This is a genomic window from Paenibacillus sp. plas6, assembly GCF_057221655.1.
Window position 1 is genome coordinate 1,952,046 of record NZ_CM170151.1, and the last position, 12,139, is coordinate 1,964,184.

Annotated in this window: 11 protein-coding genes and 1 riboswitch; all 11 genes read right to left on the minus strand. The window is 41.2% G+C overall.

Annotation, left to right across the window (positions count from 1 at the left end; genetic code table 11):
* Positions 1-53: 53 nt before the first annotated feature.
* The 11 genes from AC2TDL_RS08720 to ychF all read right to left on the minus strand — a co-directional run bounded on the left by AC2TDL_RS08720 (position 54) and on the right by ychF (position 12,060).
* Positions 54-1,688 carry a peptide ABC transporter substrate-binding protein gene (locus AC2TDL_RS08720; RefSeq protein ID WP_484700364.1) on the minus strand — a complete coding sequence of 545 codons (1,635 nt, stop codon included), beginning with the start codon at positions 1,686-1,688 and terminating at the stop codon, positions 54-56.
* A 792-nt stretch (positions 1,689-2,480) separates the two neighbouring features.
* A complete protein-coding gene (locus tag AC2TDL_RS08725) occupies positions 2,481-3,728 on the minus strand; it encodes a serine hydroxymethyltransferase (RefSeq protein WP_484700366.1) in 1,248 nt (415 codons plus the stop codon).
* Positions 3,729-3,759: 31 nt separating this feature from the next.
* Positions 3,760-4,308, minus strand: coding sequence for a TIGR01440 family protein (locus AC2TDL_RS08730; RefSeq protein WP_484700368.1), 549 nt, complete (start codon positions 4,306-4,308; stop codon positions 3,760-3,762).
* A gap of 5 nt (positions 4,309-4,313) precedes the next feature.
* A complete protein-coding gene (gene rpiB / locus AC2TDL_RS08735) occupies positions 4,314-4,772 on the minus strand; it encodes a ribose 5-phosphate isomerase B (RefSeq protein WP_484700371.1) in 459 nt (152 codons plus the stop codon).
* Between the two features lie 158 nt (positions 4,773-4,930).
* Positions 4,931-5,012: riboswitch (ZMP/ZTP riboswitch) on the minus strand.
* A 79-nt stretch (positions 5,013-5,091) separates the two neighbouring features.
* A complete protein-coding gene (locus AC2TDL_RS08740; RefSeq protein ID WP_484700373.1) occupies positions 5,092-5,688 on the minus strand; it encodes a low molecular weight protein arginine phosphatase in 597 nt (198 codons plus the stop codon).
* Positions 5,689-5,714: 26 nt separating this feature from the next.
* On the minus strand, positions 5,715-6,272 hold the full coding sequence (locus AC2TDL_RS08745) for a manganese efflux pump MntP (RefSeq protein ID WP_484700375.1): 558 nt from the start codon (positions 6,270-6,272) through the stop codon (positions 5,715-5,717).
* Positions 6,273-6,360: 88 nt separating this feature from the next.
* A complete protein-coding gene (locus tag AC2TDL_RS08750; protein WP_484700377.1) occupies positions 6,361-7,413 on the minus strand; it encodes an L-threonylcarbamoyladenylate synthase in 1,053 nt (350 codons plus the stop codon).
* A gap of 238 nt (positions 7,414-7,651) precedes the next feature.
* Positions 7,652-8,362 carry a stage II sporulation protein R gene (spoIIR, locus tag AC2TDL_RS08755; protein ID WP_484700380.1) on the minus strand — a complete coding sequence of 237 codons (711 nt, stop codon included), beginning with the start codon at positions 8,360-8,362 and terminating at the stop codon, positions 7,652-7,654.
* A gap of 150 nt (positions 8,363-8,512) precedes the next feature.
* The gene (gene prmC / locus AC2TDL_RS08760) at positions 8,513-9,442 is read right to left on the minus strand and encodes a peptide chain release factor N(5)-glutamine methyltransferase (protein ID WP_484700381.1); all 930 of its coding nucleotides are present in this window, start codon (positions 9,440-9,442) and stop codon (positions 8,513-8,515) included.
* Positions 9,443-9,553: 111 nt separating this feature from the next.
* Entirely contained in the window at positions 9,554-10,636 is a 1,083-nt protein-coding gene (gene prfA / locus AC2TDL_RS08765; RefSeq protein WP_484700384.1) for a peptide chain release factor 1, read from the minus strand.
* Between the two features lie 323 nt (positions 10,637-10,959).
* The gene (gene ychF, locus AC2TDL_RS08770; RefSeq protein ID WP_484700386.1) at positions 10,960-12,060 is read right to left on the minus strand and encodes a redox-regulated ATPase YchF; all 1,101 of its coding nucleotides are present in this window, start codon (positions 12,058-12,060) and stop codon (positions 10,960-10,962) included.
* Between the last annotated feature and the right edge of the window lie 79 nt (positions 12,061-12,139).

A 12,139-nucleotide genomic window follows, 5' to 3' on the forward strand; every position in this document is an offset into this window, starting at 1 on the left:
TACTTAAGAAAGGGATATAAGCTATGCATAGCATATATCCCTTAGTCTCAGGGTTATTGTTGCTCATAATACCCTCGTGTATAATTGACATCTCCTTTAAAATCGATGTACACCCCTTTAACTTCCGGCTTCATTAAATAGACATTGCTGTAATAATAAAGCGGAATAATTGAGTGAGTTTCAATAAACATTTTTTCAGCCTCTGCCATCAACTTGACACGTTCAGATAAATCCGTCGTTTGATCAATTTTTGCAACAAGCGCATCATATTCTTTACTAGCATAACCGGTATTGTTATTACCGCTTTTTGAGGTAAATAAGCCGATAAACGAGATCGGATCATTATAATCCGCCGCCCAACCAGCTCTCGCCACCTGATAGTTCATCGCAGTACGATTATCTAGAAATACGCCCCATTCCTCATTGCCTATTTGCGCATCAATTCCTAAATTGTTGCGCCACATATCAACAATTGCTTCAGCTACTTTCTGATTTAGATCATTTGTATTAAACGTTACGCTAAAGCTTGGCATCTCGGTTAACCCTTCTTCCGCCAACCCCTCTTGCAGCAACTGCTTAGCTAATTCAAGATCTTCTTTAAAGTAGTTTCCATCCACCTCATTACGAAACTCATCATTAGCTCCTCTAATTCCTGGTGGAACAAGTGCATAAGCAGGAATTTGTCCACCTAACGTCACTTTTTCTGTAATATCAGCGCGGTTAATTGCTAACGATAATGCTTTACGAATTTTAGCATTCGTAAACGGAGGCTGTGTCGTGTTAATTAAGTAGTAGGATAAACTTGCTGTTCCTTTAATATGGAATTCATCGCCATACTTTTCTTTCAAAGTTGCAAATTGATCCGTAGGCAAAGAGCCCGTTGGGTTGCCCGCAAAGTCAAGCTTTCCTGTTTGATACATATTGAGCTCAGATGCAGAATCATTGACTATCGTAAATGAAACTTTAGCAAACTTTATTTCATCACGCGCATAATATTGATCGCTTGGCTCTAAAACGATCGACGTATTGCGCTTCCACTGCGTCATCTTAAACGGTCCGTTCGTAATCATACTATCCGCTGATGCAGCAAAAGCTTCATTGTCTTTAACTGATTGATGAACAGGGAAGTAGATCGCCGTAGACAGCAATGATTCAAAAAAGATTGTAGGGGTCGTTAAAGTAACAACAAGCGTCTGATCATCTTGTGCTTTCACCGCCACATCATCCACAGCGCCTGTTCCCGTATTATAGGCTTCCGCACCTTCAATATAATAAAGCTGATAAGCATATTGCGACGGCTCTGGGACAAGCTCCGGATCGAGTGCACGCTTCCAAGAAAATTCAAAATCATGTGCTGTTATCGGATCTCCGTTGTTCCATTTCGCATCAGAACGAATCGTAAACGTATATGTTCTGCCATCCTCTGATACACTCCACTTTTCAGCAACCGCAGGCTGAACTTCACCATTTTCATCAATTCTCGTTAACCCTTCATATATTGCATTTAAAATGGTAAAAGAGATTTGGTCTGTCGCCTGCGCTGGATCAAGCGTTGGAGGCTCAGTATTTAAATTGATACGAAACTCATTACTAGCTGCTCCGCTTTCTTGCTTTGCCGCCGATCCGCATCCTGCTAATACCAGCGTAAACATGAGCAAAATCATTACTGTTGATTTGATGATTTTCATTTATCGTTTGTCCCCCTTTTTATCTAAGGTGTTAATGATCACCAGTTGCAATTACTATTTGCATAATAAAGGGACTCTATGCATTAAATTCAACTAACTTACTTATGGTCTTACATCAATCATGTTAAGAAAGAGGAAAAGAACGATTACTGTTAAGGCACAACTATCAGTTATGATAAAAAGGGGCTCAAATAAGAAAAAGCAACATTGTTCATTTCATTATTGATACGATCGCTTTACGACGTAAAGTTAAGCTCATCGCAAAATGTCTCTAATTATTGCTAATTCATTTTTATAGGAGGAAATAGATGATTATTGTTCTATATTATTGCTGGTTAGCAGTCTCCTTTTTAGGATCTGGCTACTTCGTTTATAGATATTGGCCGCACGATAATAATTTTGAATTTCCATTGCTTTCAGATATAACTACCGCTCTCTTTTTTATGCCGTCGTATTTCATATTAATATTTGGTGTAACATCTCATCTTATTAATAGAATAACTACTAGTAAGCTAATATTAGCCTTATTTATGCTATCTGGCTTTGCAATGATGTTTTTCATAATTCCGTTAAATATTTTTACATTAAGCTATTGTATGATTTGCGGTGCTATTGGAATTGCCCACTTTTTAATTAGCTACTTATTGTATGCACGATGTTACCGAAACAACCATTTTTCTATGTAATGATTTATGGAAAATAGGCACAGCTGCAAACTTAGACAAAAAAAGCTGGAGGAATTAAACATTCCACCAGCTTTTTATATTATTACCGCCTTAGCAACTTTTGAAATTAGTAAGTCAAACCAGGATAGATAGGGAATTTTGTAGTAAGTTCACGTACTTTAGCACGTGCTGCTTCTTTAACTGCTTCATCTCCTGGATTTTTCAATACAGATGCGATAACATCAGCAATAACTGTCATTGCTTCACCATCCATGCCACGAGCTGTAACTGCAGGAGTACCTACACGAATACCGCTAGTAATAAATGGACTAGTAGGATCAAATGGAATTGCATTTTTATTAACTGTAATACCTACTTCATCAAGCACATGCTCTGCATCTTTACCAGTAATGTTAAGATTACGCAAATCAATTAACATCAAGTGGTTGTCTGTACCGCCAGATACAAGGTTAATGCCTTTTGCAGTTAATGATTCGGCAAGCACCTTAGCATTGTTCACCACATTTTTTGCATATTGCTTGAACTCGTCTTGTAATGCTTCACCAAATGCTACTGCTTTAGCAGCAATAATGTGCATCAATGGTCCGCCTTGTGAGCCAGGGAATACTGCTTTATCGATTGCAGCAGCCCATGCTTTACGGCAAAGAATCATACCTCCACGAGGTCCGCGTAATGTTTTATGAGTTGTTGTTGTTACAAAATGTGCATGCGGAACTGGATTTGGATGCAAGCCAGCAGCTACTAGACCTGCAATATGCGCCATATCAACCATCAACAATGCACCAACATCATTAGCAATTTTTCCTAGCTTTTCAAAATCAATAATACGTGGGTATGCACTTGCACCTGCTACGATTAGACGTGGACGATGTTTAAATGCAAGCTTACGAACTTCTTCATAATCAATTGTAAATGAATCCTCTTGTACACCATATGCTACGAAATTGTACAACAATCCAGAAGCGTTAACAGGACTACCATGTGTCAAGTGACCGCCATGAGCTAGGTTCATACCAAGTACAGTATCACCTGGTTTTAATACAGCCAAGTAAACTGCCATATTTGCTTGTGCTCCTGAGTGAGGTTGAACGTTCGCATGTTCAGCGCCGAATAGTTCCTTAGCACGCTCACGAGCAATATCCTCAACGATATCGACATGCTCACAGCCGCCGTAGTAACGTTTGCTTGGATAACCCTCAGCATACTTATTTGTTAATACAGAACCCATCGCCTCCAAAACTGCAGGACTTACAATGTTTTCTGATGCGATCAATTCAATATTGTCGCGTTGGCGTTGTAATTCTAAACCTAAAGCTTTTAGTACCTCTGGATCTTGCTTGCGTAAATGCTCCATTTATAAATCCTCCTCAAAAATCTTAAGTTATTTATTCATATACTGCCCGTTCGCCACCAATTAGCTTTGGACGGGTAAATGCTAACGTAACATGTGCTTCGCCAATGGACTTTAAAGATGCACGGAATGGTACAACGACTTGCTTCAAATGCATACCGATAAACGTATCGCCAATATCAATACCAGCATCAGCAGCAATACTCTCAACTAATACAGGGTCTCTTAGCTGAGTATACGCATAAGCAGCCATCGACCCTCCCGCTTTAGGGATCGGCTTAGCACTTACAATTGTTAAGTTCAACGTTTCTGCTAGGTCACGTTCAATAACAATCGCGCGATTCAAGTGCTCACAGCATTGAAACAATGGAATAAACGGGTATTTTGCCCTTGCGCTTACTAGTCCAGCATAAATTGCCTCAGCAATTTCACTTGCCCCTGCCTTGCCAATATGCTGTCCTGCCACTTCACTAGTGCTTGCTCCAACGATAAGCAGCTTAGGCTTTTTCCATTGGCATCTTTCCATAAGTTCACTAACGACTTGATCGACTTGTTCGGTAATCGTAGTCAATGAAGCACTCATCGCGATTACTCTCCTTTAATATAGCGTTTCTCAATCTCCATTACTTTGTTAATGCGATTGACATGACGCTCACCATTAGAAAATGGTGTTTCCAACCAAATTTTCACAATATCAAGTGCAAGACCAGGTCCAATTACTCGTTCCCCAAGGGCTAGTACATTGGTGTCATTGTGATCACGTGTGGCACGCGCTGAAAAGGTATCTGAAACAAGCGCACAGCGAATTCCTGCTCGTTTGTTTGCCGCGATAGACATCCCAATACCTGTACCACAAATTAAAATCCCGCGATCTGCCTTGCCTTCTGCTACAAGATCGCAAACAGGCATTGCATAATCTGGATAATCCACTGAACTATCGCAATCGCAGCCGAAGTCAACCACTTCATGTCCTAGAGATTGCAAAAAAGGTAAAATTTCATTTTTTAGACGAAAGCCGCCATGATCAGCACTTATCGCTATTTTCAAAGTAAACACCCCTTCAATCAAAAAAATCATCATTCCGAATGTAAACACAAGCCACATTCAAAACGTAAACAAGTTGTTGTTTATTATTAGTATAACGCTTTTTTGAATATATCCGCAAAAAACGACAAAAAGAGCATGACATGCTTTTATAGCACGCTGCTCTTTGCCCAGGCGACCGGCCGTATGCTTCGATGCTCCATCGTGGTTATCCCACTCTCGTCGCCAGTTACATCGAAGTCCTTGCATTTATGTTAATCATATACTACTTATCAATAAATATCAATCATTATCCTTAATAAATATACGTTTGTCTAATGAATTAATCTTGTGCTTTATTGCGTAAGGCAATTAACTTATCTACTAGCTTAAATATACTTTCCTCTAGTTCATCGGCACAAGCATCGTAAACTTCTTGTGATCCGCCGAATGGATCAGCAATATCAAAGCTAGGGATTGAATTTTCAAGCTCCTGTATACGTTTACGCTTTTCTTCATCAATTGGCTGACCAAGCGCTTTTTGCATTTGCAGCTCTGAATATAACGTTTCCAGCTCATTTAATTTAGCTTGTAAAGCAACATCCATATAAGCAAATTCCTTTAATGTATAGAGCTTATCCATCACTTCTGGATGACGTCGCAGCACTTCACGCTTATGACCAGTGGTCATCGTCAATATAATATCCGCCCATTGCAATGCCTCTTCTTTCATCGCCACTGAGCTACCTTGATGTTGGATGCCACGTCTACTTAAAGCGTGCTGCGAATTAGCTGATACGGGAAGACCGTCTATAGTTGAGATACCAGCTGAACGCACTGCTAAAATTAACCCTTTCTCATGAGCAAGCCCCTTGAGAAACGCTTCAGCCATCGGAGATCGACAGGTATTTCCTGTGCATAGGAACAAAATTCGCTTCATCCTCATCAACTCCTTTATGATTTTCATTATACAACAAAACAGATGCCGAATACGATGAGAATTATACCTCCTAGCATTTCCCCATAATCGCCCAATGTATGCCCAACACGCTTACCAAGCGTTAAGCCAAGCATGGACATGAACGCACCACAAGAGCCAAATATTAGCACTGTAATATAAAGCGGCAAGTGAAACATTCCAAGTGTTATGCCAACCGAAAATGAGTCTACACTGACGCTAAAAGCAAGCAATAGTAATCCCCAAAAACTATGGTGACTAAAAACGCTAGTTTCCTCTTTTTTGAATGAGTTAACGATCATATTTGTGCCCAGTACAATTAGCAATAGTCCAGCTCCAAGTACAGCCCATTCACCAAGAACTGCGCTCATCATTTTCCCCATAAGCATACCGCCAACTGGCATAATCATATGAAACAGCCCAATAATTATGCCCATTCGCAAAATATGCAAATAACGAATCCCTCGCAGCCCGATTCCTATACCAAGTGAAAATGCATCAAAACTTAGTGCAATTGCAATCATCGCAATCGTCGTAAGCTGCCCCAGCCAAATGTTCATTTCCATCGCACAGTCCCCTTGTCTAATATCCTTGTACAAGCATATGCGGACAAACGAGGAATGTTTACTACTATTTCTATTTTCTAATTAATTCTTAAACTTCGATAACGCTATGACCTGCAGCTTTGAGCAAACGATTCATCAACGCTGCCCCTAGCCCTTTCGTTTCACTTGCTTCTGACCAAATATATTGAATATGATGCTCATCAAACTGACGCAAAGCATCATATAATCGTGCCGCAGCTTCAGCAAGCTGATTTGCATTTCCTAGACTAATTACAAGGTCCGCATTCTGATATAAATGAGCATGCTGTTCAAAGCAAAGTACTCCGCGACGAGCGTTAGCTGCATCGGCAAGCTGAGCTTGAATATAACCTGATACTGCTGCATCGTCTCCTTTAACAATTGTCAGTTTTCCTTGCGGAGCATAATGCGTATATTTCATACCAGGTGCACGCGGCGCTTGTACCTCTTGGTCTCCTTCACTAATAACCGTCGCCTGCGGACAAACCTCCTGCAATTGCTCAAGCGTAACGCCGCCTGGACGCAAAACAGCAATTGTATCTCCGTTCAACAGCTCCACTACAGTAGATTCCAGCCCTACACCTGTTGCACCCGCATCAACAATTCCGGCTATTTTTCCGTTTAAATCTTGATACACATGAGAAGCTGTAGTTGGACTCGGTCGCCCAGATGTATTGGCGCTTGGTGCAGCAATCGGCACATCTGCCTGCTTGATTAGCTCTAGCGCTACTGGATGATCCGGCATACGCACACCAACGGTGCGCAATCCTGCTGTAACATAACGAGATAAAGCATTTTGCTTTACTGGCAAAATAATCGTTAATGGACCTGGCCAAAATGCATCCATTAGCTGTGCAGCGAGCGGCTCAACCGTTGTGACGAACTGTGCAAGCTGCTGGCGATCGCAAATATGCACAATTAATGGATTGTCTGCTGGTCTGCCTTTAGCGGAAAAGATCCCCTGCACTGCTTTATCATTTGTTGCATCGCCCCCTAACCCGTATACCGTTTCAGTAGGAAAGGCGATTTGCTTACCCTGAGCTAGCTCCTTTGCTGCTTCAGCAAGTTCCTGCTGCCATGCAGGCTGATCTATATCAATTGTCCATAGCTTAGTATATGTCACTTCTATCAGATCCTCTCATTATTTGCCATGCTATTATAGCATAACATGACCATTTCATGCGTATTCCACTCCATGCTCAGCGCATTTCATTTTAATAAAAACGCAGTTACATAAAACAAAGCTGTCCAGATAATCAGTATCAACTGACAAACTGAACAGCTTAACAACGCTTTGCTATTAATTGTTATCTCTAATACTAGGACAACCTTATCCTTCCTAAAGCAGATTACCATTTTCACTATGCAAATAAGGATCCTAACCAAGAAGCGAAGTTTTCAAACAGCTCAACGATAAAAAACTTAACTTCTACCTCTGTCGTATCCTTATTTTCAGTGGAGTTATCTGCGATAACTACAGACTGTTCCTTAACCTTATTATCTGCACTTTCTGCTTGCTGCTTGCTATTTTCGCTAGCGGCTACTGTAGCACCAGCAGTCGCTTCACCCGCTACAGCATCAATAAAGCAAAGTGGCGGGAACAATACACACCACCAGTTACGACCTTCTCCTTGCCCAAGCGTAATAAGTAACGCTTCATACATTCCAGCTGGGTAAACAAGCTGTCCATACATTTTGGTTGGAAATTCCACTTGGCCAATCGTTGTTGTAAAGCCATAAGTATATCCATATTTTTTCAAAGTAGTCGCTATCACTGTCTGTAGTTCAGCTTCGCGCTCTTGTAACATCTCTCTAGCTTGCTCTACGCTAATCGGCTCAGTCACCCAGCTATTCATCGTTGCTACAACATTATCTCGTACAATAGCTTTAATATATTGATCACGAGGAGAATCCGAGTTAGCTAAAATTCGCAGACGAATCGACTCCTCTGGAATATTCTCCATATGAAGTGCCGCATCAACTTTTTGCATTTCCCAGCTCATTACTAAAATCATTAAAATAAGAACAATATACCCATATACTTTACGATAAGAAAAAATAGAATGATTCATACACAAGCTCCTCTCGTACATCCGCTAAAATGTACTTGCTTGCGTTCCGGAACGTCTCTAGCTCTATCATCTCCAAATTGACGTTCCTCTAAACCTATTAATCTATTTTTTCTTACCTTTTTTTGTTCAGTTCTTATTTTCGTGTACTTCTTATCGTCTTACAGCGATGACATGACGCTGGATTCCATTGTAATCGGTTATAATTTCAATATCATTCCATTCTCCAATATTACGCAGCCATTCAGCTACTATTACCGGCTGATGAATGCCTAGCTCAAATGCGACCATACGTGGTCGCTTCGTTAATCCTGCTAAACAAGCAACCATCTCCCGATACAGCTTTAATCCATCCTCCCCGCCAAATAACGCTAGATGTGGTTCAAACTTCTGCACTTCACGCTGCAAAGAAGGCAGATCACCAGTAGGAATATAAGGCGGATTGGAGACAAGAATATCAATAGGCTGTCCGCCGTAGGTCAAGCTCCCTGCTAGCTGACAAAACGGCTGCAGCAAATCGCCCTGCACCCAGCTTATTTGTGAAGAGACCCCATGATTTTGAGCATTAGCTTTGGCTTGCTTGAGCGCATCCTCCGATAAGTCCGAAGCAATGACATGCCATTTAGGCTGCTCAAGCTGTAATGTAATTGCAATTGCTCCGCTGCCTGTGCCTACGTCTAGCACGTGCAATTCATCGTCTTGCCAATTATGCCGTGCATGCTCCAATACTGCTTCCACAAGCAGCTCTGTCTCAGGTCGCGGTATTAACACGGCAGGTGATACTGCAAACTGTCTGCCATAAAACCATGCTTCTCCTATAATATACTGCAGAGGCTCTCCTTGAGCTTTGCGGTATAGCAGCTCTCCCCATCTGGATAAATATTGCTGTGGGAAAAGCTCCTGCCACTGCATAATGAATTGTGCCCGACTTATCTGCAATAGATGTAACATAAGCAGCTCAGCGTTCTCCCTTGCTTCTTCCACCTGCTGTTCATTTAAGTAAGCCGTCGCTAGGTTTAGTTGCTGTCGTAATGTATATCCGTCAACCATACATTGAACTGGCTTCAGATCAGATTTCGTCATTGATTTATCGTACCTTTCCCATCTTGATTAAGATAGTAAAAAAGCGCAAGCACCGTGCAGTCCTAACCTCGTTAGGCACCGCGCTTTGCTTACGCTTATTTGACGTTGATGCTAAGCGTTAACGCCCATTGTTTCCTTTTCAAGCATTTCAGCTTGCTCAGCTAACGTCAGTTGATTAATAATTTCGTCAATATCACCATTCATAACAGCATCTAACTTATGCAAAGTTAAGCCAATACGATGATCCGTTACACGGCTTTGCGGGAAGTTGTACGTACGGATACGTTCACTACGGTCACCCGTACCAACTTTGCTTTTACGTTCGCCAGCATATTTTGCTTCTTCTTCTTGGCGACGCATATCATAAATACGTGCACGCAAAACTTGTAGAGCTTTTACTTTATTATCGTTTTGCGATTTACCGTCCTGACATGTTGCCATAATTCCTGTAGGAACGTGAAGCACACGAACTGCTGATTTTGTCGTGTTAACGGACTGACCGCCAGCACCGCTAGAGCAGAACGTATCGATTCGAATATCTTTATCTAAAATTTCAACCTCAACTTCCTCTACCTCAGGCATAACTGCAACTGTTGAAGTTGAAGTATGAATACGGCCGCCTGATTCCGTAACAGGAATACGTTGAACGCGATGCGCTCCACTCTCGTATTTCAGCTTACTATACGCACCTTTACCTGTAATCATAAAAATAACCTCTTTGAAACCTCCGAGATCATTTTCAGTATACTCCATAATTTCCGTTTTCCATCCCTGTGAATCAGCATATTTCGTATACATACGATACAAGTCATAAGCAAACAGTGCAGCCTCATCTCCACCAGCAGCACCGCGAATTTCTACGATAACGTTTTTATCATCGTTTGGATCTTTTGGCAGAAGCAATATGCGTACCTTCTCCTCTAAATCCTTTTTACGCTGAGACAGCTCATCCACTTCCATTTTCACCATCTCACGCATTTCATCATCAAGCTTTTCCCCAAGCATTTCCTTAGCATCATCGAGCTGCTGGCTAACTTGCTTATATTCAATATAAGCATCATACGCATCCTGCAGGTCGGATTGTTCCTTAGAAAGCTCACGCAATCTTTTGGGATCGCTTGAAACATCTGGATCACATAGCAGCTCGCTTAATTTTTCATATCGATCAGCCAGTGCCTGTAAACGATCTAACACAGTCCTTCACCTCAGTCATTTTCCTCAAAATAAGATAATTAATATTATATCATATCCATTCACTGCATTGAATCATAGCTTTTTGGAAGTTCAATTTTATTTAGTTATCCACAATTTATCCGACTTATTCACAGAATAATCCACAATCCACAACGATATATACACATTTACCTATATACTTATCCACATTTATAGCTAGTTCTTCTGTTTATTATACACATTTTTATAAAAAAAGTGCCTCGTCAGCTATATGATTATAGGACTGCGAAGCACTTACTTGTAAATTACGATAGCCTATTACACATATCGCAAGCTAGATGTAGTTATACATTAAAGCGGAAATGCATGACATCTCCATCTTGAACAACATAGTCCTTGCCCTCAAGACGTAGCTGACCACGCTCACGTGCAGCTGCCATAGAGCCCGCAGCGGCAAGATCCTCGAAAGAAACGACTTCCGCTCTAATAAAGCCGCGTTCAAAGTCGGAATGAATAACTCCCGCTGCTTGTGGCGCTTTCGTGCCTTTACGAATCGTCCATGCACGTACTTCTTGTACGCCAGCCGTAAAGTACGTGTATAAACCAAGCAGTTTATAAGCAGCACGAATCAGACGATTAAGACCTGACTCAGCAAGTCCTAGCTCTTCAAGGAACATTTTTTTATCTTCGCCTTCCAATTCAGCAATCTCAGACTCTACCTTTGCACTAATTGCAACGACTTCTGCTCCTTCTTTTTCCGCATACTCACGAACTAGTTTTACGTACTCATTATTATCGGCATTAGCAGCATCTTCCTCACTTACATTCGCTGCGTATAGCACAGGCTTAAGTGTAAGCAAATGTAAATCTTTAATTACAGCAAGCTCATCATCGCTTAAATCTAAGCTGCGAGCCGGCTTATCATTATACAATGCTTCCTTAACGCGCTCTAATATTTCAACCTCTTGTGCAAATCTTTTATCGCCGCTCTTCATATTTTTACGAGAACGCTCAATACGGCGGTCAACAGAATCAATATCAGCAAGAATTAGCTCCAAATTAATGGTCTGAATATCACTAATTGGATCAACCTTCCCTGCCACATGTGTAATATTTTCATCTTGGAAGCAACGCACTACGTGAACGATCGCATCAACTTCACGAATATGAGAAAGGAACTTGTTCCCTAAACCTTCGCCTTTACTCGCACCAGCAACTAAGCCTGCAATATCAACAAATTCAAATGCTGTCGGCACAATATTATTTGGTTTCACCAGCTCAACCAATTTATCCAAGCGTGGATCTGGAACTTCTACAACTCCAACATTCGGATCGATTGTACAGAAAGGATAGTTTGCTGATTCAGCACCAGCTTGCGTAATTGCGTTAAATAATGTTGATTTACCGACATTCGGCAATCCAACAACACCACAAGAAAGACCCATACGTTCAACTCCTCAAACTTTTCATGTTAACAGTATCTACTACCGCTTGTACTTAGCTTTCGTCATTATACATTAGCGA